Raw genomic sequence first — 22,798 nt, forward strand, 5'->3', positions numbered from 1 at the left:
AGTCCTGGAATGTGGCGCGCCGATTACTCGGCGCTGATCTGAAGACCGGCGTCGCGCGCCTTGCGCTCGAACCACTTATCGGCTTCGTCGTCGAAGTCGTCGGTCCGGACATAGCACGAGGTCCGCGGGTGGTTGACCATGTTGGGATCGGGTTCGATCTCAAGCGCTTCGAGGAAGGCCGGCAGACCGATCCGGTCGATGGTTTCACCCACACGCTCGTGTTCCAGCGCGTTGTCGGCGAAGAACTCCACCACGTTTTCCGCGAATTCTTCAAGCTTTTCAAAGTCTTCGTCGGTTTCCAGCTTCATGAACGGCACCACCATGATGCCCATCAGGTCGCCGATCTTGAGCGAGCGCTTACCGCCGATCATGATCGAGATACCGCGGTCATCACCCGGGCTCAGCGCCTTGGTCATGACGTTGATGCAGTGCATGCAGCGCACGCAGCTGGGGTTGTCGATTTCCAGGGTGTCGTCGTCATTGAGCGAGATCGCGCGGGTCGGGCACATGTTCACGACCGTGTCGATCATGTATTTACGGCCGACCTTGTCGATGTGCTTCTTGACTTCGTCCTGGTTGATCTTGATCTCGTCGCGCCACGTGCCGATCACGGCGAAGTCGGCCCGGTGGATCGCGTTCACACAGTCGTTGGCACAGCCCGAGAACTTGAACTTGAACTTGTAGGGCAGCGACGGACGATGCATCTCGTCCAGCAGGCTGTTGATGATGGTGCGGTGCGCACGCACCTCGTCATAGCAGGACTGCTCGCAGCGGGCGTGGCCGACGCAGGACATCGCGGTCCGCAGGGCCGGGCCGGCGCCGCCGAGGTCGAAACCGATCTCGTTCAACGCGTCAAAGGCTTTCTGCGTGCCTTCGGTGTCGGTACCCTGGAACATGATGTCGCCCGACTGGCCGTGGAACGCGATCAGGCCCGAGCCATGCTCTTCCCAGATGTCGCAGAACTTGCGCAGGATCTCGGTGTCATAGTGATAGCCTGCCGGTGGCATCACCCGCAGGGTGTGGAATTCTTTCGATTCCGGGAACTGGCTTGCTACTTCCGAGAAGCGCGGAATGATGCCGCCGCCGTAGCCGAAGACCGACACGGTGCCGCCCTTCCAGAAACCGAGGCGTTTCTCGTAGGAGTGGTTCAGCTGGCCCAGCAGGTCATTCATGATCCGCCGGTTGCTGTCGGTGCCTTCGTCACGCAGGCGCTTCAGACCGGTCACGAAGCTCGGCCAGGGGCCGTCTTCCAGTTGGTCCAGATGGGGCGTCGGATGAACATCCTTGCCGTCTACAGTTTTTGTCGCGTCGCCGTCTTTCACAACATCCTCCCAGATCTAGCTGCGGTTTGAACCGACAGGGTTCGGCTTCGGGATTTTCCTGATAAAGGTGGACATCCAGTTAAGGATATCCGCCTAAGGGAAACGTCCCAGACCCGTGCCGGCATGGCATGTGCTCTTTCCATCTATACATTACGATAAACGAATGTAAAAAACAAAAGGCACTCTCAGATACGCTTTATACTACTTTGTCGCAGTATCTGAAAGTTAAAATACATGTGGGATGCACGAAAAAGGTCGCCGCTATGTTACAGAAACATGAAGAAAATCAGAAATTTGACTGGACCGACCTCGACAGCGACGCCGGCTATGCGGACTGGCGTGCGACAAAATTGAGCAGGGCGGAAAAATGCCTAAATCTGGCCCCAGTGGCCCTGTCTGACCTGTCAAATCCCTCCGAATCTGAGCGCGACGAGATCGTCCGGCGCTGCCGCGAGAGCAATTTCGCGCTCTATTCCAGCCCCCCGGCGCAAGATGATTCCACCATCCGCCGCCAACTGCGCAGCTTCGCCGACGCTTTCGGTCTGCGCATCGCCGAGGCGCACCGCTCGGGGGGCGAGGAGGGCATCGTCGCGCTGCGGGTCTCGAATGCGCCCAGCCAACGCGGCTACATCCCCTACTCGACCAAGGGCATGAACTGGCACACCGATGGCTACTATAATGCGCCCGACAACCTGATTTCCGCCTTCGTGCTGCATTGCTTCCAACAGGCGGCTGCGGGCGGCACCAACGATATCCTGGATCCGGAAATCCTCTATATCCGCCTGCGCGACGACCATCCGGCGTATCTCAATGCGCTGATGCACCCACAGGCGATGACCATTCCGGAAAATGTCGAAGAAGACGGCTCGGTCCGCCCGGTCTCGGTTGGTCCGGTCTTCTATCCCGATGCCGCCACCGGCCGGATGCAGATGCGCTATACCGCCCGAACCCGCTCGATCGAATGGCGCGACGACCCGGCCACCCGCGAGGCCGAGGCCTGGCTGCGCGAATACCTGCCCGCGGGCGACCCGCTCATGGTGCGCGTCCGACTTGAACCGGGACAGGGCGTGCTTAATAACAATGTACTGCACAACCGCACGGCTTTCGAAAACGGATCCGACGCCGACCATACCCGCGTCATTTTCCGGGTCCGCTTCCACAACCGCATAGGAGACACCTGATGGCCAAACTCAGCGACCTCATCATCGGCCACCCCGATGTCACCAGCTTTGCCGAGCTCGAAAAGCTCGTTCAACACCTCGGTGCCTCGGGCGAGATGTTCATGGAGTTCGACCTCAAGCCCGACTACCGCGACACGCCGCGCAAGTGGGAATGGGCACTTGAATCGGCTTTCACTCGGGGGCTGGACTATGAATGACGGCGAAACCTTCCGCGACATCGCGTCGTTCGAGCTGCCCTACACACGCAAGGCGCAGGTGCGCGAGGTGACCTTCGCAAGCGGCATGAAGATGACCCGTCTGATCCTGCGCGAGGGCAAGCGCATCACTCAGGTCGATCTTGACGCCGACAGCGCCCGCAACCTTGCGGCCGCACTGATCGAATGCGCCGGCTCGGGCGCCGACGCCTGATCAGGGGTCCTGCCCCGGCCACCCGTCTCAAGAACCCGAAAGCAGAACCATCATGGACAATCTTCCCATCTTCCTCGGCATCCGCGGCAAGAAGGTCGTGGTCGACGGCGGCGAAACCGTGGCCGCGCGCCGGGTCGAGCGCGCGCTGTCGGCAGGTGCCCATGTCGAGGTGTTCGATCCGGCGCCGGGTCAGGAGGTCGAACTGCTGCTCGACCATCCCAACGTCACCCACCATGCCCGCCTGCCCACCCGCGACGACATTTCAGGCGCGCTGGTGGTCTGGGGCGCGTCCGAAGACGACGATCGCGACGACCGGCTCTATCAGTGGACGCGCGAGGAAGGCTGCCTGGCCAACATCGCCGACCGGCCCGAGCTCTGCGACTTCATCACGCCGTCGATCGTCGACCGCTCGCCGGTTCTGATCGCGATCTCGACGGGGGGTGCCTCGCCCGTTGTCGGCCGCACCCTGCGCGCCCGGATCGAAGCCAACGTACCGCCGCTCTTCGGACGGCTGGCCGAGTTCACCGGCAGTTTCCGCGACCGGATCGCCGCAGTGATCAAGGACGGCCGCGAACGCCGGCATTTCTGGGAACGCATGATCGACGGCCCGGCGGGCGATTTCTTCATCGCCGGGGACGAGAATCGCGCCCGCAAGCAGATCGAGTCCGATCTCGCCCAGGCAGGACAGGCCAAGCCGATGGGCGAGGTTTATCTGGTCGGCGCCGGACCGGGTGATCCCGATCTGCTGACCTTCCGCGCGCTCCGGTTGATGCAGCGCGCCGACGTGGTGCTCTACGACCGGCTGATCGGCGACGAGATCCTCAGCCTGGTCCGCCGCGATGCCGAGCGCATCTATGTCGGCAAGGCACCCTCGAACCACACCATGCTTCAGGAAGACATCTCGGCGCTGATGGTGAAACTCGCCAAGGAGGGCAACCGCGTCCTCCGCCTCAAGGGCGGCGATCCCTTCATCTTCGGTCGCGGCGGCGAAGAGATCGAAGCGCTGGCCGAGGCCGGCATCGGTTTCCAGGTGGTGCCCGGCATCACCGCCGCGGCCGGCTGCGGCGCCTATGCCGGCATCCCGCTGACGCATCGCGACCACGCCCAGGCTTGCGTCATGGTCACGGCGCATGGCCGTGGTGGCGTGCTCGGGCTCGACTGGAACGTGCTGGTGCGCCCCGGCCAGACCGTGGCAGTCTACATGGGGCTGAGCTCGCTCGACGCGCTGGTCGAAGGCTTCGAGGATCGCGGCGTCGATATGTCGACACCGGTGGCGGTAATCGAGAATGGCACCCGTCCCGACCAGACAGTGGTGACCGGCACGCTCTCGGACATCGACGACAAGGTCGACGCCGCCCGGCTGAAAGGCCCGGCGATGATCATCGTCGGCTCGGTCGTCACCCTGCGCGACAAGCTCAACTGGGGCCGCGACGACGAGGTCCACGCGATGAGCCTTGCCCCGGCCCGGGCGCTCGATCTCTGACCGGATCACCCTGATCCGAGGGATTGCGCCGGCTCCGCCGTCGCCAGAGGGCCTCGCTGCGCTCGGCCGCGGGGCGTGCCGCGTGCACCATACGCGGGATCCGCATCCAGGCGGCGCCGCCATGCCAGAGTATTGTTGCCAAGAAAGAGACCGCGCCGGTCAGATCCCCGGCGCGCGGCTCTGTCCCGGCCCGCGTATTCTATTTCCCCTCTCCCGGCTCGCCGTCGGACGTGCCGGAACCGGGCTTCGTCGCTGCGCGAGATATGCTGGCTCTCGGGGCCGGTTGACCCAAGGGCACCGCGCGCCGCGTTAACCCGACCCTGACCCGATCCTTGCGCCACCGTGCGCCAGACGGGGTGCCAGCCTGCCTGCCAGCCAAACTGCCAGACGGCCGGTTTCCGCCGGTCGCGCCGCGTTAAGGCCGCGGGACGCCGGGTTCACCGGTCATAAACAGGCCGCGATCAGGGCGCGGGTGTTCTCTGCCGTCATCGCCACCGGGTTGCCGCCGACGCTGGGATCGGCCAGCGCCGCGGCGGTCAGCGCGTCGAGATCGGGATCGGTCACTCCCAGAGCGGTGAGAGTGGCCGGGATCTCCAGCGCGGTGTTCATCTCCTGCACGAAGGTGAGAAAACCGTCGAAACCGCCCGGAATGCCGAGATAATTTGCCAGCTTGCCGATCCGGTTTTCGATCGCTGGCCGGTTGAATTTCAGCACCTCGGCCATCACCACCGCGTTGGTGGTGCCGTGATGGGTGCCGTGCACCGCCCCTATGGGGTGCGAGATGGCATGGATCGCTCCCAGCCCTTTCTGGAAGGCCACCGCGCCCATCGCCGCCGCTGCCAGCATGTTGGCCCGGGCCTCGATGTCATGGCCGTCCGCGTATGCCCTCGGCAGATACGTCTTAACCAGCCGCATCCCCTCGAGCGCGATGCCTTGCGACATGGGATGGAAATGCGGGCTGCAATAGGCTTCGAGACAATGCGCGAACGCATCCATGCCGGTGCCGGCGGTCATCGTCTTCGGCAGGCCCAGTGTGAGCTCGGGATCGGCGAGCACCACACCCGGCAACATCTTGGGATGAAAGATGATCTTCTTCTCACGACTGACGGAATTGGTCAGCACCCCGGCGCGGCCCACTTCCGAACCCGTCCCGGCCGTGGTCGGCACCGCGATGATCGGCGCGATCGCGCCCGCATCGGCGCGCATCCACCAGTCGCCGATGTCCTCGTACTCCCAGACCGGGCGGGTCTGTCCGGCCATGAAGGCCACCAGCTTGCCGAGATCGAGCGCCGAGCCACCGCCGAAGGCAATCACCCCGTCGTGGCCGCCCTGCCGGTAAGCCATTATGCCAGCTTCGAGATTCGCCTCGTCGGGATTGGGATCAACCTCGGCAAAGAGGCCACAGCCCAATGCCGCGGCTTCCATCAGGCCCAGCGCCTGACCGGTGATCGGCAGCCCCGCCAAACCGCGGTCTGTCACCAGCAGCGGCCGCACCGTGCCCAGCGCCGCGCAGGCCTCGCCGAGTTCCTTGATCCGCCCTGCCCCGAACCGAATCGCCGTCGGATAGGACCAGTTCGCCGTCAATGTCATCGCGTGTTCCTCTCTGTCTCCCGGGGTGCCGGCCCGTCGGGACGTGCCGTTAAGGTGTTTTCAATCAACCCCGGTCACACTCGCCGCATGGTTCTCCGAAAAAGCGCCCGCGCCCTGCCCGATCCGGCGTGCAGCCTGCCATCGCTCACACCCGCTCGAAGCCACGGGCAATTTCCCAGTCGGTGACTGCACGGTCGAATTCCTCCAGTTCCCAGGTGGCGCAGCGCGCGTAGTGGGCGACCACGTCATCCCCCAAAGCGGCGCGCAACATTCCCGAGCCGGTCAGAGTCCCCACCGCCTCGCGCAGCGAGGCCGGGATGTCCGCCACGCTTTCCGCTTCATAAACGTCGCCCTTCGTGGGCGGCTGCAGCGTCAGCCCTTGCTCGATCCCTGCCAGCCCAGCGGCCAGTTGCGTCGCCAGCGCCAGATAGGGGTTCAGGTCCGACCCGCCGATCCGGCACTCGACCCGCACCGCCCTGGTCTCCGCGCCGCAGAGCCGGAAGCCGGCGGTGCGGTTGTCAACCGACCAGCCCGTTTTGGTCGGCGCGAAGGTGCCCTTGGCGAAGCGCTTGTAGGAGTTGACGAAGGGCGCCAGGAAAACGGTGACATCCGGGGCGTATTTCAACAGGCCGGCGAGATAGCTTCGCATTACCGACGACATGCCCCATTCACCCGCGGGATCGTGGAATGCGTTGGCGCCGTCCCGCCACAGCGACTGGTGGATGTGGCTCGCCGAACCAACCTTGTCGCGATGCCACTTCGGCAGGAAGCTGGCCGAGACACCATTGGCCCAGGCGATCTCTTTGGTCGCGTGCTTGGCAATGGTGTGGAAATCGGCACAATCCAGCGCCGGCCCGTAGCGGATGTTCAACTCCTCCTGCCCGACCTCTGCCTCGCCCTTGGAGTTCTCGACCGGAACTCCCGCAGCCCAGAGATGGTTGCGCAGCGGCCGCATCACTGCTTCTTCCTTGGTCGTCTGGAGTATGTTGTAGTCCTCGTTATAACAACTCACCGGCGTCAGGTTCCGGTATCCGGCCTTGTGGTTCTGCTCGTAGCTGCCCTCGAACAGAAAGAATTCCAGCTCGGTCGCCATCATCGGCGCAAACCCCATCGCCTGGGCGCGTGCCACCTGTTTTTTCAGCACGGCACGGGGGGAATGCGGCACATCGGCGTGGTTATGGTGATCGAGCACATCGCACAGCACCATCGCAGTGCCGTCGAGCCAAGGCATCGGTCGGATGGTCGAAAGGTCGGGCTTCATGACATAATCGCCGTAACCGGCCTGCCAGCTGGTCGCGGCATAGCCGTCAGGCGTGGCCATCTCCAGATCGGTGGCCAGAAGGTAGTTGCAGCAATGGGTTTCTTCCCAGGCGCTGTCGACGAAATGCTGCGCCACGAAGCGCTTGCCCATTAACCGGCCCTGCATGTCGACGATGCAGGTCAGCACCGTGTCGATCCGGCCCTCGGCTACCGCCGCTTTCAGATCGTCAAATGTCATGGTACCGGGCATGGGCGGCCCCCTTTTGTCCTTGCGTCGTTCTTGGTGTCCTGCACGGGCCCAGTCGGCCCGGGAACAGGCGCATCTTGTCCGCCCCGACCCGTAAAGGCCAGAGGGTATCGACCCGGACACGGGGTGCTCCCAACGGCGGCGTTCTCCGGTCTCATGATCTGTTGAGCAAATGCTTCTACGATGTCCGGAACGATCGGGGCCTGACAGGTATTCCGGTTCTGCTTGCTTCAGACCTTACGTCGCTTTGTCCGGCGCACGGTTGCGTCTTATCGGCTCTTCCGCCACGCTGGACGGGACAGGAACAGGAGAGGCGAAAGTCCGGCCATGGCATTCAACGGCGCCGACGCGCTGACGCGCGTTCTGATCGACAACGGGATCGACACCTGCTTTTCCAACCCCGGCACGACCGAAATGCATCTGGTGGCGGCTCTGACTCGCGACGCGGGGATTGCCAACCACCTGTGCCTGTTCGAAGGCGTGGCGACCGGCGCGGCGGATGGCTACGCCCGCATGACCGGTCGTCCAGCGGCCACGTTGCTGCATCTCGGCCCCGGGCTCGCCAACGGCCTGGCCAACCTGCACAATGCCCGCAAGGCGGCGACGCCGGTCCTCAACATCGTGGGCGAGCATGCCCAGGCCCATATCGCCCATGACGCGCCGTTGACGGCGGATATCGAAGGACTGGCCCGACCGGTGTCGAAAGCGGTCGCGACGCTGCGGATGACAGGTGAAATCGCGCAGGCCACCCGCAGCATGCTGAGCGAGATCCAGTCGGGCGAAAAAGGCGTGGGCACGCTGATCGTGCCGAATGACGTGGCCTGGGCCGACGCGGTGCCGGGCAACCTGCCGCCAGTCGAACCGCCGCAGCCCGCTGCGCCTGACCCCGTCGCCATCGACGCCGCGGCCGAAGCGCTCAAGGCCCCCGGCGCCCTGCTCATCCTGGGATCGCCTCATATCACCCGACGAATGCAGGAACTGGTCTTCGCCATCGCCACGGCCACGGGGGCCCGGTTGATGGGCGAGGCCGCCACTGCCCGCCTGTCACGCGGTGGCGGGTTGCCGCTTCTGCCGCGCATCCCTTTCCAGATCGACATGGCTTTGGACGCTCTGAAAGACACCAGCACCGCCGTGCTGGCCGGCGCCCGCGCGCCGGTCGCCTTCTTCGCCTATCCCGAACGGCCAAGCGAGCTGCTGCCAACCGACTGCCGGAGGGTCACACTCTGCCCACCGCAAGGCGCGGTCGAGGCCGCGCTCGAAGCGCTGGCGGACCGGCTCGGCGTCTCTCTGGGGCCGCTGGAGGCTCCTGAACTGCCGGCGCTCCCCGAAGGCACCATCACTCCCGAGGCTCTGGGGGCGGCAGTTGCCAACGCCTTGCCCGAAGGCGCCATCGTCGCCGACGAATCCGTCACCAACGGCGCCGCGCTGCAGCCGGCCTGCGCCGCGGCCCCGGCACATGACTGGATCAACAACCGCGGCGGCTCAATCGGCTATTCGCTGCCCTTGGCGCTCGGCTGCGCCGCTGCCTGTCCCGACCGACCGGTTTTCGCCATCGTCGGCGACGGCTCGGCCAGTTATACGTTGCAGGCGCTTTGGACCATGGCCCGCGCTGGTATGAATGTGACTGTGATCGTGCTGTCTAACCGGCGCTACCGGATCCTGACGAACGAGATGTCCAAGATCGGCGCGGGCACACCGGATGAAAACTCCGACCCCCTGATGAGCCTCGACAACCCGCCGATCGATTGGACCGACCTGGCCCGCGGCTTCGGCGTCCCCGGCGAGCGGGCCGAAACCGCTGAAGCGCTGCATACCGCCATTCTCGCCGCCCTTGCCGCCCCCGGCCCGCATCTGATTGAAGCGATCATGTAGCCGGCCTGTCCCCGGCCCGGCTGTCGGCTCAAGCAGATTCTGTGCCAATTCTTTCCAAACCACCTGACCGAGGCCCTTGACGCCAAGGGCCCAGAAAGTTTTTTTGGATGTAGATTATTATGTTTTATTGTGCATTAATTTCCAAAGAAGGGAAAAATTACACAGCATGGACAGTTTCGGCTCCATCCTTGCGGAGGCGTTCGGCCTCATCCTGGCGCTCGATCCCGATCTGGTCGAGATCGTCGGCCTGTCGCTCAAAGTCACGCTCAGCGCGGTCGCGATCTCCTGCCTGATCGGCTTGCCGTTGGGCGCGGCAGTCGGGGCTTTCCGCTTTCCCGGCCGGATCGTTCTCACCGTGCTCCTCAACGCGATGATGGGGCTACCGCCGGTGGTTGTGGGGCTCACGGTCTACCTGATGCTTTCGGCCTCAGGCCCGTTCGGGGCGCTGGCTCTGCTTTATACGCCGACGGCAATGATCATTGCCCAGACCATTCTCGTCACGCCGATCGCCGCCGCGCTGACGCGCCAGGTCGTCGAGGACCTCAATCGCGAATACGCAGAGCAATTCGCCTCGCTCGGCGTCGGGCCGCTGGGGCGCATCAGCGCCCTGTTGCGAGATGCGCGTTTCAGCCTGCTGACGGTGGCCCTGGCCGGTTTCGGCCGCGCCGTCGCCGAGGTCGGCGCGGTGATGATCGTCGGCGGCAACATCAACCATGTCACCCGGGTGATGACGACGACAATCGCTCTCGAAACCTCGAAGGGCAATCTCCAGCTGGCACTGGCGCTTGGCGTGGTGCTGCTCATCCTCTCACTTATTATCAACGCCGCGGTGATGGCTGTCCGTGGCACGGCACAACGGGCGGCTTATGTTTGAGGCACAGACAAACACGACCAGCACCGACGCTGCCCGGGTCCCGACACCGCTGCTGCAAACCCGCAGCCTCGGATTCGAAGCAGGCGGCCAAAGATTGATCGACACGGTCGATGTCGATATCCGCACGGGCCGCCGCACCGTAATCATGGGGGCGAACGGCGCCGGCAAGAGCCTGCTTCTGCGCCTGTTGCACGGTCTGATCCGCCCCAGCGCTGGCCAGGTTCTTTGGCAAGGCCGCCCGCTCGACCGCGCGGGCCGGTATGCCCAGGCGATGGTGTTTCAACGGCCTGTATTGTTGCGGCGCTCGGTTCTCGCGAACCTGAGCTTTGCTCTGTCCGCACGCGGTATCCGGGGGCGCGAGCGGAAACGGCGCATTGAGATAGCGATGCATCAGGCACGCCTGACCGCCTTGGCTTACCGACCGGCACGGGTGCTTTCGGGTGGCGAACAGCAACGGTTGGCGATCGCGCGTGCGCTGGCCTGCGGGCCCGAGATCCTGTTTCTCGACGAACCAACGGCCAGCCTGGACCCGGCCTCGATCCATGCTGTGGAAGAGTTGATAGCCCAGGCCCACGCGAACGGCGTGACCATCGTGCTGGTCACACATGATCTCGGTCAGGCCCGGCGGCTGGGAGACGATCTGATCTTTCTGCATGGCGGACGGGTGGTGGAAACCGGTCCCGCAGCAACCGTGCTCGACAATCCGAAATCCGGCCCCGCCAAGGCGTGGACCGAAGGTCGGCTCTTTTTCGAATCCGACCCCTGGAACAGATCACAACGACTGGGAGATCGATCATGATCAGACGTAGCTTTATCGGTCTTACGACCGCAATGTTCATGGGCCTCGGACTGGCCACTCCTGCATCGGCCGAGGACAGGTTCATCATCGTCCAGTCCACGACCTCGACGCAGAATTCCGGCCTTTTCGACCATATACTGCCAATGTTTACCGAAAAATCCGGCATCGAGGTGCGCGTTGTCGCCGTCGGCACCGGACAGGCAATCAAGAACGCCTCGAATGGCGACGGAGACGTGCTGTTCGTCCATGCCAAACCGTCGGAAGAGAAATTCGTGGCCGCCGGCGACGGGGTCGCGCGCTTCGACGTGATGTACAACGACTTTGTCATCGTCGCGCCGGAAAGTGACCCGGCTGGCGTGGCCGGGATCACTGACGTGACCGCGGCCCTGACCAGGATCGCCGAAGCGCAGGCACCTTTCGCCTCGCGCGGGGACGACAGCGGCACCAACAAGGCCGAGCTAAGGCTTTGGGCACAGACAGACGTCGAGCCCGCTGCCGCCTCGGGTGGGTGGTATCGAGAAACCGGCTCTGGCATGGGGGCGACGCTGAATGCCGCCGTGGGCATGGGCGCCTATACAATGAGCGACCGTGCCACCTGGATCAGTTTCGCCAACAAAGGCAATTTCAAAATCGTCGTGGAAGGAGACCCGCGGCTCTTCAACCAGTATGGCATCATCCTGGTGAATCCCGAGAAGCACCCCAACGTGAAGGCCGATCTGGGCCAGCAATTCGTCGACTGGGTGATCTCACAGGACGGCCAGGCAGCCATTGCCTCCTACAGAGTTGACGGGCAACAGCTATTTTTCCCGAACGCAAGCAATTGACTGGGCGCGATCTGACGGCGGGGACCTCCCGCCGTCAGGGCGACAGCCACTGAACCCGCCCGAGACAGGCCAGGTTATACCCGCCCAACAATTCGGCCTTGGCGTGCAGGGCCTCACTCCTTGAAAAACCCATAAGCTTTTGTACCGCTTCGGTGAAATAGGCCCGCCTGTCGATCAAAAGGTCAAAACGCTCCTCCAACAGAGGCAAGAACCCGAGGTGGAACTGACGCGCCATCGCTTCAAGCCCTAGCGCCGCGTCAGCCTCGCCCGCAGCGATTGCAGCCGCGGCATCGGTTTCCGTCCGGGCAATGCTGTCGACGGCATGGATATGGTCGCGCTTGAGGTCTGCCTGACGCAACAGCTGATCGAACAGCACTGCGGCCCCGGCCCCGGGCTGACGCAGGGCGACGCGCTTGCCTTTCAGATCCTGGATTGCACCGATCCGGTCCCGCTCCTGCGCCGACACGAGGAGGCCGCGTGTCCGCTTGGCCCAGCCGATCAGCACGCAGTCGCGCAGCCCGCGGGCCGCGACCGTGGCGATGTTCCAGCTATCCTCTTCCGGCACGTGCAGCCCTGCCAGCGCCGCCTCTGCGGCGGCAAACCGCTCCAATCCATCGAGGCTGCCGTTCCACAACGTGGCCAGCCCCGCGCCGGACTCACGCACCGCCCAGTCGAGCAGCGGATCGTGAGAGCCGGTAAGGACCGCAGGTCGCTCTGCCGTCGGCGCGGCAGGGGCTTCACCGATCCAGGCCAGAATATCCGCCCGTGGAAACAAAAGCTTGCCCGTCATGCGCCGAAACGGAATCTCGCCCGCCGCCACGAGGTCATAGACCTTACGCTCCTTGATCCGAAGCATCTCGGCCACCTCGCGGGTTGTGAGGAAAAGCGGTTGTCCGGCGTCCTCGTCGCGATGCACTGGCAATTCCTTTCTCAGTTTCGCGAGACATGATCGGCAATGCGCGCGACCAGGGCAAGAGAGCATTGCACAGTGCCCTCCGCTGCCTGGTCGTTGGTTTCGACGTCGATGATCCCGTCCCTTGGCCCCAGCGCGTCAGCCGCAAGTTGTCTGACCTTGTGGCTATTTATTCCACTGTTTCAATTAGATATTAACACAGATCGAAATACCCTAGGTTGGGTTGTGTAAATCAAAGCCTGCGACCGGCATGTATTTCACGACAGGCCGAAGTGGGCCGGTTTTGCAGCGACAGAACCTGTGGGCTATCTGGAAGAACGGTACAGCTGTTCACCTGACACGACCCCGCTTGAACGCGACGTGGACGCCGCCCTGCGGAATAAGCGTCGCGGATGGATAAGGCTCTACTGGGCGTTCTCCGCGCCATTCGAGCGACCCGCTCTGCAGGATGGTCGCCAGGGAAAGCGTCGTCTCGAGCATCGCGAGACTGTTGCCGATGCAGATCCGCGGCCCGCCCCCGAAGGGAAGAAAGGCGTAGCGCGGGAGCCGCTGCGCGAGACCGTCGAGCCAACGCTCCGGACGGAACGCCTCCGGATTCTCGTAGTGCCGGGGATCGCGGTGAAGCACCCATGGAGCGATCAGGATCTGGGTTCCCTTGGGGCAGAAGTAGCCCTTGATCTCACAATCTTCCGTCGCCTCACGTCCGAACATCCAGCCGGCCGGATATAGCCGCTGCGATTCCAGTATGACGGCCTGCGTGAGCTGCAACTTTGGCATGTCGGCGTTGCTGGCGTCCCGGTCGCCGAGTTCTGCGGCAATTTCGTCGATAACCTTGGCCTGAATCTCCGGATGCCGCGCGAGCAGGTAAAACGCCCATGTCATGGTAAGCGCGGTGGTCTCGTGCCCCGCAAGAAGAACGGTGACCGCTTCGTCGCGTATCTGCTTGTCTGACAATGGCTGACCGTCTTCATCCTTGGCGACCATCAGGGCAGACAGGTAATCCGTTCGTCCCTCGGTGCCATCTTTTCGACGCTCCTGGATGAGACGGTCCACCACCCCGTCGATTTCGCCGATCGCCTTGAGGTAGCGCCGGTTCGAAGGCAACGGCACCCAGTCCGGTATCAGCAACGGACGCCGGAAACGATGCGCCATTTCCTCCAGAAGCAGGTTGAGCGCGCGCTCCATGATCTCGACCTCGGATTCTGCGTCGGCGTCGAACATGGTGCGCGTGACGATACGGAGCATCAGGTTCATCATATGGGGATGGATGTCGAAGGTGGTATCGTCCTGCCAGCGATCAACCGCCTTCCGCGCGAGCGACACGATCAGCGCATCGTAGTCCTGCACACGGCGGGGCGTGAAATGCGGTGCAGCGAGGCGGCGCTGATGCTGCCAGAGGTTTCCATCACTTGAGAGAAGTCCCTTGCCGAACACCGCCGTGATCTGACGCCAGATCAAAGGCGGCTTGATGAACTTGTTGTGATCACGAACCAGAATTTGTTCCAGGGCATCCATGTCGCTGACCAGCCATGTGCGCCAACCAGCAAGGTTCATATCGACGATATCGCCGTATTTCCGGGTGGCTGCGATCGGATACCCTAGTTGATCCCCTGCGAACGCGGGCAAGCTGCCGAGCAGGGGAAGACCGTCGCTCGGCCGGGGAGGGAACCTGCGAGGCCTGGCGTCGGGCTGCCTATCACGTTTCCGACTCAATTTCATTTCATTTCATTTCTTTTCGTCTCGTTTCGACCGAGTCGTACTTTCATTTTCTAGTATAAGGGCCGAACCGGGAATTCGGAAAGGTGGTGTCAGACGAATTCGAACCGGTGCTGGGAGTGTCAGACCGATGAGAGCCGGTCTCCGACAGGGGACAGTCGCTGTTGGACGCCGATTATCACAAAGCAGGGGCAAATCTTGCACGCTGATCTACAAAAAGGCAGCAAAGCAATCCCTGTGGAGATCGGTTCGAATCCGTCTTAAAGGTCCGACATGACCGCTCTGGCGTCGGCATAGGGCTCGAAGCCCTCATCCGATGGTTTCAGTCGGGAAGCTCTGAGCTGGATAGCTGCTTTCAGGATTTCGGACCACACATGTTCCAAAAACGGGTCACATGAGCGTTTCGTTGCTCCTTCTTGCCATGGCTGGCAAGCAAAAGGTCCACGAGAGGCCGAATACCGCGACCAGGGTGGCTCGGAGAAGGAGTCCGAACCTCACACGCGCGCTCCGCGCGTGCAACCGGCAGTACCACGAAATACCAGCCACCAGAGCGAGTCCGACCGCTGCGCCCACGACCCAAATTATCGCGCTTTGTGCCATTTGCCGTCTTCCCGTCTGTCTCAGTCGCTGAATGGCACGGAAGTGCGACATGAATTGGTCTTCTTGCAGACATTGCGATGGCACGTCGCCCGACAGCGACGAATTTCTGCAACCTTCACTGTCTGACGTCAGGATCCATTGGGAAGATTTAGGCATTTGAACAACGGAGGATTTCTGGTTCATCGTAGCGATCAAGGAGCGAAGATGAGCGAGCAATCCGGAACATCGAAGGATGCTTCTGACAAGCTTGTCAGAATGACCTGGTTGCCGTGCCGCCAAAGCGGCTCGTTAACGAACACAAGGACCTGGTCAAAGGATTGCCACTGCCAGTCAACATTCCCCCGTTTGACGTCGCCGTCGCTTGGTCGGAACGCGTTCACGAATATCCCTTGAACATTTGGCTTCGTGAGTTGGAGAGGATTTAATTCGGTGATCGCTAAGTCCCGCAAGGCAGCCGTTCGGCTAGCCTTCTGCTGCCGCCCCACCGCGAGTGACGCCTTTGTCAGCTGAGGCAAGATACCGAGCCAGCGCATCGAATATCCGCTTGTGCGCCTGAACAGCGGTACACGAAAGTTAATTTCGCAGAATTTCAATCTAAACCCGGAAGGCGATAAATTCTCCACGAGTTGCGATGTGTTTGGGCTTTTCTGTTACGGAACCAGGATTGCCGCTTTTTCGGACGAGACATGCTTGGGTTCGGCTACTCGGTTTGGACCGCTCGATGATGAATCAGTTGTCAATGAAAGCCGCGTTAACCTCTTTGGCCAGTTCCGCGACATCGTCCCCGTAGCGTGCCGAATAGTGAAACGGCGTGACGCGCCGGACACCGGCGATGCGGGCGATTTCGCCGGCGGCGCGGGCGGTGAGGTGGCAGGTCGCCTCTGCGATCGCCTTGTCGGCGTGGAGGAACGGTGCCTCGATGTAGAGCTGATCGGCACCCCGGGCGAGGCCGATAATGCGGGCGCGGTTTGCCGACGTATCGGCGGCGTCGCTCACATATGCGAAATACTGGCCGGGTCCGGTTTCAAATACCTGTGCGCGCAGAAACCCGAGCGGCACCGGTTCCATTCCAGGCACGGCGATCATGTGGTCGTCTGGCAATTCGTCGCGCAATGCCTGCTTGGCCTCGTCGATCCAGGGGCCCACCGGCAGGCCCAGCGTATCGAGCGCCGAGCGCCAGACGTTGAATCGCTGGCGCTGCCGGAATGCGAAGGCGAGCGACGGGATGCCGTGATCGAGCGCTGCAGCACTGATCTCGAACTCGGCTTCGGAGCATACCCCCCCTCGCGGCAGGTCGGGCACGGCCAAGTCCCGCCGGGTGAACCGCTCGCGCGCGGCAAACTCGGCCACCTCGACGATCTGTGCGCCGTCGAAGGCCTGCGCGGTCAGGCGGAAATCGACAGAGGTCTGATCGAGCAGGTTCCAGCTGTAGCCGCCAAGACGGCTCTGCATCAGGTCCACGAAGCCCGGCGGGCCGAGCAGCACCAGCGGGCGGGGTCTATGCAGGCGCAGCCGGAGGAGACGTTCGAACCCGGCGATATGGTCCATGTGCGCGTGGCTTATGAAGGCATGGGAAACTCGGATGAGTTCACGCGGCGACAGGGGGGCCGAGTCGCCGAGGTCGAACAGCATTGCACGTTGCCCGAACTGGAAGTCGAGATAGAGGCCCGGATCGCCGCTGGGGACATTGACCAGTCGGGGTTGAACAAGAAGGCTCATCAGAAAGCTGAGCTGAGAGGGCAGGTCGTGCCAGGCAATTGAAAAAACCGTGAGCGCGGAAACGCCTCGGCATTGGTATCTTTGCCATATGTCTTCGCCTTCGAAGCAATCCGTCCGGTTTCCATCATCACGCGCTCTGCCAATTCGCCAAGTTCTGTCGAGATTAGCAGGGAAGGCAACGAGGAATAAGACCAGATGGCGGAGCCTGGCATTGATCCCGGCGCGATTGTCGTCCAGCATTCGTGCCAGGGATGCGGCCGGGAGGTCGGATTTCCCGGTTGGAACGCCTGCGTGCGGTCTATTCCAGGCACGAGGCCATGACGGGAGGTGAAGGGTCGTGCAAAGCCGGATCTCTCGCGATCAGATTGCGGACCGCTTTCTGGAAGCCGCCGAGCTTCTCGAAAGCCAGGGAGCGGACAGGTTTCGCGTGCGGGCCTACAGGCAGGGCGCGGAGACCATGCGCGGGCTTGGAGAGGATCCGGCGCGGATCCTGGAACGCGACGGGCTGGAAGGTCTGATCGCCTTGCCTGGAATCGGAACCCGGCTGGCCCGCGCCATTGACGAGATGGTGGCGACGGGACGCTGGATCCAGCTTGAGCGGATGCGCGGCGAGGCCGAGCCTGAAAACTTGTTCCAGACCGTGCCGGGCATCGGAGCAACGACCGCGCGAGCAATTCACGACGAGCTTCATGTCGATACGCTCGAAGCGCTCGAAATTGCGGCGTATGACGGTCGGCTGGAGCAGGTCCCTGGTATCGGACCCCGGCGCGCGGCCGCAATCCGTGCCTCGCTGGCCGCAATGCTGGCGCGCCGGAGCAGACGTGGCCCGGACGACCACGAGGAACCGCCGATCGCCGAGCTTCTCGAGGTCGACGCGCGCTATCGAGAGAAGGCGCGCGAGGGCGGCCTAAGGCTCATCGCACCGCGAAGGTTCAACCCGACGGGCGAGGCGTGGTTGCCGATCTTTCACAGCGAACGCGGCGGCTGGGCCTTCACCTCGCTCTACTCGAACACGGCCCGCGCCCATGATCTCGGCAAGACGGATGACTGGGTGGTCATCTATTTCGGCCGTCCGGGCGGGCCGGAGCATCAGCGCACGGTGGTGACGGAAACCCATGGCCCGCTCGAAGGCCGGCGCGTGGTTCGTGGCCGGGAAACCGACTGCATGGAACATTATTTTGCAGATGGCTGAGCCTTCCCCCAGCCACGGAAAGCCCGGACAGAGGGTGTCGGCACTGGAGCTTGAGGTCCGGCAGCGAGACATTTCGATCTCGGCCTTCTTCCTCAAGAACCGGCACCTTCTGGGAGTCGAAACGCCTGCGAAGGCGCTGGTGACGGCCGTGAAAAAGGCGGTGGACAACGCGATAGACGCCTGCGAAGACGCGGGTATACCTCGGAAGTGAAAGAAGCGGTCGAGCCCGGTTCGGAAATCATAAGGGAGATCGTTCTCGGGCTTCCGCATTGTGACAGGGCACTCGCGCAATACCTTGTCCTTAGGTCCCGGGACCGACGCGAAGCCCATCATCGCGCCTATATCGAAACCTCCTGCCGCATATGGTTTCACAAATATCTACCGAACGCTGAAGGTGGGTTCCGGCAACGCCGCACACATCAACCGGTTCCTTTGCGTACCACGGGCCAGGTTTTTCGGCGTGATGCCGCAAGATATTGCTGATTTCGGGCTCGCCGACGCGACCCATCCGCTGTCGAAAACCGATATCAAACGCGCGAGGGACGCGCTGAAGAATGACCCGTTCGTCGTGTCGTACCCGGAATGGATCGGAGCAATTGATCAACTGCTGGATACCTGCGCAACCGCCCCCGCGCCTGCGACCAGTGCGGCACGATGATGCTGCGCGCCGGCGAGGAGGCAGACGACGAGCATCTCGACGGGGGTCAGAGGCTGGAGGAGTTCCTCCAGTCGGTGGATTACGACGTGTGGTATTGTCCGGACTGCGGCCACATGACCATCAAGGGGTATCGCGGCTGGTTTTCGGGCTATTCCACCTGCCCGCAATGCGATTACCGGACGCTCGAGACAACATCGACGGTGCTGAAGGCGGCAACCAAATCCTCGTCCGGGCGCAAACGTGTCGACTACGATTGCAGGAATTGCAGCTACACGGACAGTGAAATCCGGACGATACCAAAGATATCCGACAGCTCTTCATCCGGTTCAAGCCGGTCCTCATTCGGCGGGGGCAGTTCGTCAGGCGGCGGGGCCAGCGGCAGCTGGTAACCTCGGCGGTCGTCAGGGAGGCAAGCCTGAGATCAAGTGCTATGCTTTTGTCCGCAGAGCGGCTGGTCGTGGCGCATCAGGCGAACAACCGCCTACAAAGCAAAGGCAATTAGCCATCCAAGGCGATCAGAGAAAACTCACGAAAATGATAAGGTGGCGGAGACGAAGGGATTCGAACCCTCGAGACGATTCCTCGCCTACTCCCTTAGCAGGGGAGCGCCTTCGACCACTCGGCCACGTCTCCGCCGACCCGTTTAATCGCGCCGGACCGCGGGGACAAGGGGCTATTCCTCAGAAACCGGGTTTTCTGCGGCTCAGGCGTTGAACAGGAAATGCAACACGTCGCCGTCCTTGACCTCGTAACCTTTTCCCTCGGCGCGCATCTTGCCGGCTTCCTTGGCGCCCTGTTCGCCGCCGAAGGCGACGAAATCGTCATAGGCGATGGTTTCGGCGCGGATGAAGCCGCGTTCGAAATCGCCGTGGATAACACCAGCGGCCTGCGGCGCCAGGGTGCCGCGCTTGATGGTCCAGGCGCGGGCCTCCTTGGGGCCAACGGTAAAATAGGTCTCGAGGTTTAACAACTCGTAACCGGCCCGTATCAGCCGGTCGAGCCCCGCTTCATGCAGGCCCATTTCTTCGAGAAACATCGCCGCCTCGTCCTCGTCGAGTTGGGAGATCTCTTCCTCGATCCGGGCCGAGATCACCACCGTGGCGTTGCCCTGATCGGCGGCCATCTTCGCCACGGCTTCGGAATGCGCGTTGCCGCTGGCAGCCTCTTCCTCGGAGACGTTGCAGACATAGAGCACGGGCTTGGTGGTCAGCAACTGAAGGCCCTTCCAGGCCTTGGCGTCCTCGTCATCGACCTCGACAACGCGCGCCGGCTGACCCGCTTCCAGCACGGCAAGCGCCTGTTTCAAAAGCCTTTCCTGCTGCACCGCCTCCTTGTCGCCGCCGCGGACCTTGCGCACGATATTGACTAGGCGTTTCTCGATCGACTCGATATCGGCGAGCATCAGTTCGGTCTCGATGGTTTCGGCGTCGGCCACCGGGTCGATGCGCCCCTCGACATGGGTGACGTCGCCATCCTCGAAACAGCGCAGCACGTGGGCGATGGCATCGACCTCGCGGATATTGGCGAGGAACTGGTTGCCGAGCCCCTCGCCTTTCGAGGCACCTTTGACCAGGCCGGCGATGTCGACGAAGGTCATACGGGTCGGGATGACCTGCTTCGACTTCGCGATTTCCGCCAGTTTATCAAGGCGTTGATCGGGAACGGCGACCTCGCCCACGTTGGGCTCGATGGTGCAGAACGGAAAGTTCGCGGCTTGCGCCGCGGCGGTGCGCGTCAGCGCATTGAAAAGCGTCGATTTGCCGACATTCGGGAGACCCACGATGCCCATTCTGAAACCCATGCCCGTTGTCCTTTCCCGGCGGATGCGGGGCGCATCTAGGAGTGCAGGGGGGGTGCGGTCAACCCCTTGGACACCGGGGTTAACACCACCGCGCGGTCGACATCGCCGGTATGGCAGCCTGGCTGGCAGGCTGGCTGGCGACCCGTCTGGCGCACGATGGGGCAAGGATTTGGCAACAGGTGGCGTTAACCGAGCGTGCGCCGGGCCTGACGGCTTTCGGTTTGATGCGGCCGGAAGGGCATGGACATTCAGCCATTGGCCTCTTCTGGCTTGAAGAGGGCATCGAACACTGAGCCGCGCATCACCGCGCCGCGGCCCCGCGATGCGCGGTGGCGTCGCCGCTGTTCGCGGGCGGGTGTGACTGTCCCCTCCAGCGCAACAGCGGACGGGGGTCCGGCCAAACCTCGAACGCCGCCGCAGGACCATCGCGTCAATTTCCCGGCCCGCGACGACGGGATGCGTCGCCCGCCTTCCTCCGCCCCGCAATGGGCAATTGATTTCCCCGGCGAATTTCTGCAAACCCGGCGGGCAGGTTTTTTCCGGGGAGGCCGCCATGACTCGTATCGACGCCAAGTTCGCCCAGCTCAAGGCCGACGGTAAGAAGGCCTTTGTCGCCTATGTGATGGCGGGCGACCCGGACTACGGCACCTCGCTGGAGATCGTGAAAGGGCTGCCAGGCGCCGGCGTCGACATCATCGAGCTGGGCCTGCCGTTCACCGACCCGATGGCCGACGGTCCAACGATCCAGCTGGCCGGGCAACGCGCACTCGACGGCGGCATGACGTTGCAGAAGACGCTCGATCTGGCGACGGCGTTCCGCAAAACCGACGATGAGACGCCGATCGTGCTGATGGGCTACTACAACCCGATCTACAATCGCGGTGTCGACAAATTCCTGGTCGATGCCAAGGCGGCCGGGATCGACGGGCTGATCGTCGTCGATCTGCCGCCCGAAGAGGACGAGGAGCTGTGCATCCCGGCACAGGCGGCGGGGCTGAACTTCATCCGCCTGGCCACGCCGACCACCGACGACAAACGCCTGCCGAAGGTGATGCAGAACACCTCTGGCTTCGTCTACTACGTGTCGATCACCGGCATCACCGGCGCGGCCGAGGCCGAGGCCGAGGACGTGGCGCCGGACGTGGTGCGGATCCAGGCCGCCGGTAACCTGCCGGTGGTGGTGGGCTTCGGCATCAACACACCCGCGAAAGCCGAGGCCATTGCCGGCGTGGCCGATGGCGCCGTCGTGGGCAGCGCCATCGTCAGCCGGATCGGCAAGGGCGAGCCGGTGGCCGAGGTGCTGGGGTTCGTCAAATCGCTGGCCGACGGGGCCCACCGGGCGTAGTGCCCGGGTTGCGATGCTGAGCAGCCTGGTCCTGGTCAAGGTCGCGGTCACGCTTGCCGTGGTCGTGGGGCTGACGCTGATCGCCGAACATGTCAGCGCCAGGCTGGCCGGTCTCCTGGCCGGATTTCCGCACGGGATCGCCATCGTGCTCTATTTCATCGGACACGAGCAGGGGGTGGGTTTCGCCACCGCGGCTGCGATGGCGGCGGTGGGCGGGCTGGCCGCCAACATGGCGCACGCGCTGGGATTCGCCGCGCTGGCGCGCGGTCGCGGCTGGGCCGCAGCGATGCGAGCAGGGATTGGCGCGATCGTTGCTTTCCTTACAGTGGCGGCCCTGATGCGCGTCATGGCGCCCGGACCGCTTGCCGGAGCGGCGATCACGGCGGTGGCGCTGCTAGGCGCGGCGGCCGTGATGCGCGGTGCCGACGACGCGGGCGTGGCCGAGAAACCGCGGCTGACGTTCGGCGCGCTGCTGTTGCGGGCCGGCGTGGCGGCGGCGCTCGTGACCCTGATCACCGGAATCGCAAGTGCCGTCGGACCCTACTGGGCCGGTCTGCTTTCAGGTTTCCCGGTGGTGACCTTCCCATTGCTGCTGCTGATCCAGGCGCGGCACGGGCGGGCGCCGGTAACGACCATGGTCAAGGCCTATCCGTTCGGACTGACCGCGCTGATCGTCTATACCCTGAGCGTGGCCTGGGCCTTTCCCCGCCTTGGCATGGGCTGGGGCACGCTGGCGGGATTGACGGCGAGCCTGGTTTGGATGGCGACGGCGACGCGGTTGAGGGCCGTTGTACAGAACCGTCTCGGAATGTCGTTGTGATGCTGGTCGGACTGGTCGTTCCGGAAGGTTGACGCAGCCAGGCTTCCACCAGATGTCGCGGCGCACAGGTGACGGTTTGGAAGATGTTGCGCGAATACGATTGAAACCGCCGTGGAAAAACTGGAAAAATAACCCGAAACCGGCTAGTGTGCGTGAACAAGATTGAAGAAAAAG

General features: G+C 63.2%; 23 protein-coding genes and 1 tRNA gene. 15 read left to right on the plus strand and 9 right to left on the minus strand.

Annotation, left to right across the window (positions count from 1 at the left end; genetic code table 11):
- Positions 1-23: 23 nt before the first annotated feature.
- On the minus strand, positions 24-1,322 hold the full coding sequence (gene dsrA, locus NO357_RS05645) for a dissimilatory-type sulfite reductase subunit alpha (protein ID WP_306734630.1): 1,299 nt from the start codon (positions 1,320-1,322) through the stop codon (positions 24-26).
- A gap of 263 nt (positions 1,323-1,585) precedes the next feature.
- Here dsrA and NO357_RS05650 point away from each other — a divergent pair, with 263 nt between their 5' ends.
- The 4 genes from NO357_RS05650 to cysG are packed head-to-tail and all read left to right on the plus strand — an operon-like array spanning position 1,586 to position 4,394.
- Positions 1,586-2,503 carry a TauD/TfdA family dioxygenase gene (locus NO357_RS05650; RefSeq protein ID WP_306734631.1) on the plus strand — a complete coding sequence of 306 codons (918 nt, stop codon included), beginning with the start codon at positions 1,586-1,588 and terminating at the stop codon, positions 2,501-2,503.
- Entirely contained in the window at positions 2,503-2,700 is a 198-nt protein-coding gene (locus NO357_RS05655; RefSeq protein ID WP_306734632.1) for a hypothetical protein, read from the plus strand. Before NO357_RS05650 ends, NO357_RS05655 begins: the two co-directional genes overlap by 1 nt.
- Positions 2,693-2,911, plus strand: a complete 219-nt coding sequence (locus tag NO357_RS05660) for a DUF6967 family protein (protein ID WP_306734633.1) — start codon at positions 2,693-2,695, stop codon at positions 2,909-2,911. The genes NO357_RS05655 and NO357_RS05660 overlap by 8 nt, the downstream gene beginning before the upstream one ends.
- 52 nt (positions 2,912-2,963) lie before the next feature.
- Entirely contained in the window at positions 2,964-4,394 is a 1,431-nt protein-coding gene (cysG, locus tag NO357_RS05665; protein WP_306734634.1) for a siroheme synthase CysG, read from the plus strand.
- 444 nt (positions 4,395-4,838) lie between these two features.
- On the opposite strand, the gene NO357_RS05670 is transcribed toward cysG, so the two are convergent.
- Both NO357_RS05670 and NO357_RS05675 read right to left on the minus strand, forming a co-directional pair.
- The gene (locus NO357_RS05670) at positions 4,839-5,984 is read right to left on the minus strand and encodes an iron-containing alcohol dehydrogenase (protein ID WP_306734635.1); all 1,146 of its coding nucleotides are present in this window, start codon (positions 5,982-5,984) and stop codon (positions 4,839-4,841) included.
- 145 nt (positions 5,985-6,129) lie between these two features.
- On the minus strand, positions 6,130-7,494 hold the full coding sequence (locus tag NO357_RS05675) for a glutamine synthetase family protein (RefSeq protein ID WP_306734636.1): 1,365 nt from the start codon (positions 7,492-7,494) through the stop codon (positions 6,130-6,132).
- Positions 7,495-7,818: 324 nt separating this feature from the next.
- Between NO357_RS05675 and NO357_RS05680 the strand changes: the two genes are divergently transcribed.
- From NO357_RS05680 to NO357_RS05695, 4 genes are all read left to right on the plus strand, one after another.
- Entirely contained in the window at positions 7,819-9,363 is a 1,545-nt protein-coding gene (locus NO357_RS05680; RefSeq protein WP_306734637.1) for an acetolactate synthase large subunit, read from the plus strand.
- A 166-nt stretch (positions 9,364-9,529) separates the two neighbouring features.
- Positions 9,530-10,237, plus strand: coding sequence for an ABC transporter permease (locus NO357_RS05685; protein ID WP_306734638.1), 708 nt, complete (start codon positions 9,530-9,532; stop codon positions 10,235-10,237).
- Positions 10,230-11,036 (plus strand): energy-coupling factor ABC transporter ATP-binding protein, encoded by an 807-nt coding sequence (locus NO357_RS05690; RefSeq protein WP_306734639.1) that lies wholly within the window; start codon positions 10,230-10,232, stop codon positions 11,034-11,036. The genes NO357_RS05685 and NO357_RS05690 overlap by 8 nt, the downstream gene beginning before the upstream one ends.
- Positions 11,033-11,860 carry an ABC transporter substrate-binding protein gene (locus NO357_RS05695; RefSeq protein ID WP_306734640.1) on the plus strand — a complete coding sequence of 276 codons (828 nt, stop codon included), beginning with the start codon at positions 11,033-11,035 and terminating at the stop codon, positions 11,858-11,860. Before NO357_RS05690 ends, NO357_RS05695 begins: the two co-directional genes overlap by 4 nt.
- A 34-nt stretch (positions 11,861-11,894) precedes the next feature.
- Here NO357_RS05695 and NO357_RS05700 read toward each other — a convergent pair whose 3' ends face one another.
- From NO357_RS05700 to NO357_RS05715, 4 genes are all read right to left on the minus strand, one after another.
- Positions 11,895-12,776: a substrate-binding domain-containing protein gene (locus tag NO357_RS05700; protein ID WP_306734641.1), complete on the minus strand. Its 882-nt coding sequence runs from the start codon at positions 12,774-12,776 to the stop codon at positions 11,895-11,897.
- Between the two features lie 327 nt (positions 12,777-13,103).
- The gene (locus NO357_RS05705) at positions 13,104-14,492 is read right to left on the minus strand and encodes a cytochrome P450 (RefSeq protein WP_306734642.1); all 1,389 of its coding nucleotides are present in this window, start codon (positions 14,490-14,492) and stop codon (positions 13,104-13,106) included.
- Between the two features lie 788 nt (positions 14,493-15,280).
- On the minus strand, positions 15,281-15,622 hold the full coding sequence (locus NO357_RS05710) for a hypothetical protein (protein WP_306734643.1): 342 nt from the start codon (positions 15,620-15,622) through the stop codon (positions 15,281-15,283).
- A gap of 196 nt (positions 15,623-15,818) precedes the next feature.
- Positions 15,819-16,808 carry an MBL fold metallo-hydrolase gene (locus NO357_RS05715; protein WP_306734644.1) on the minus strand — a complete coding sequence of 330 codons (990 nt, stop codon included), beginning with the start codon at positions 16,806-16,808 and terminating at the stop codon, positions 15,819-15,821.
- Positions 16,809-17,145: 337 nt separating this feature from the next.
- On the opposite strand from NO357_RS05715, the gene NO357_RS05720 reads away from it, so the two are divergent.
- Genes NO357_RS05720 through NO357_RS05735 form a run of 4 tightly spaced genes read left to right on the plus strand, consistent with a single transcriptional unit; the run spans position 17,146 to position 19,047 of the window.
- On the plus strand, positions 17,146-18,000 hold the full coding sequence (locus tag NO357_RS05720) for a helix-hairpin-helix domain-containing protein (protein ID WP_306734645.1): 855 nt from the start codon (positions 17,146-17,148) through the stop codon (positions 17,998-18,000).
- Positions 17,993-18,211: a hypothetical protein gene (locus NO357_RS05725; RefSeq protein WP_306734646.1), complete on the plus strand. Its 219-nt coding sequence runs from the start codon at positions 17,993-17,995 to the stop codon at positions 18,209-18,211. Before NO357_RS05720 ends, NO357_RS05725 begins: the two co-directional genes overlap by 8 nt.
- A 60-nt stretch (positions 18,212-18,271) precedes the next feature.
- Complete coding sequence (locus NO357_RS21415) at positions 18,272-18,658, plus strand: hypothetical protein (protein ID WP_376744349.1); 387 nt, start codon at positions 18,272-18,274, stop codon at positions 18,656-18,658.
- Positions 18,655-19,047: a hypothetical protein gene (locus tag NO357_RS05735; protein ID WP_306734648.1), complete on the plus strand. Its 393-nt coding sequence runs from the start codon at positions 18,655-18,657 to the stop codon at positions 19,045-19,047. Before NO357_RS21415 ends, NO357_RS05735 begins: the two co-directional genes overlap by 4 nt.
- A gap of 154 nt (positions 19,048-19,201) precedes the next feature.
- Here NO357_RS05735 and NO357_RS05740 read toward each other — a convergent pair.
- Positions 19,202-19,291 (minus strand) — tRNA-Ser (locus NO357_RS05740).
- 70 nt (positions 19,292-19,361) lie between these two features.
- Positions 19,362-20,459, minus strand: coding sequence for a redox-regulated ATPase YchF (ychF, locus tag NO357_RS05745; RefSeq protein WP_306734649.1), 1,098 nt, complete (start codon positions 20,457-20,459; stop codon positions 19,362-19,364).
- Between the two features lie 110 nt (positions 20,460-20,569).
- Between ychF and NO357_RS05750 the strand changes: the two genes are divergently transcribed.
- The 3 genes from NO357_RS05750 to NO357_RS05760 all read left to right on the plus strand — a co-directional run bounded on the left by NO357_RS05750 (position 20,570) and on the right by NO357_RS05760 (position 22,624).
- Complete coding sequence (locus NO357_RS05750) at positions 20,570-20,752, plus strand: hypothetical protein (protein WP_306734650.1); 183 nt, start codon at positions 20,570-20,572, stop codon at positions 20,750-20,752.
- Between the two features lie 260 nt (positions 20,753-21,012).
- Positions 21,013-21,804, plus strand: a complete 792-nt coding sequence (gene trpA, locus NO357_RS05755; RefSeq protein WP_306734651.1) for a tryptophan synthase subunit alpha — start codon at positions 21,013-21,015, stop codon at positions 21,802-21,804.
- Between the two features lie 13 nt (positions 21,805-21,817).
- Positions 21,818-22,624, plus strand: a complete 807-nt coding sequence (locus tag NO357_RS05760; RefSeq protein ID WP_306734652.1) for a hypothetical protein — start codon at positions 21,818-21,820, stop codon at positions 22,622-22,624.
- Positions 22,625-22,798 lie beyond the last annotated feature (174 nt).

It is taken from the genome of Marimonas arenosa, from assembly GCF_030848945.1.
GTDB classification, from domain to species: Bacteria; Pseudomonadota; Alphaproteobacteria; order Rhodobacterales; family Rhodobacteraceae; genus Marimonas; species Marimonas arenosa.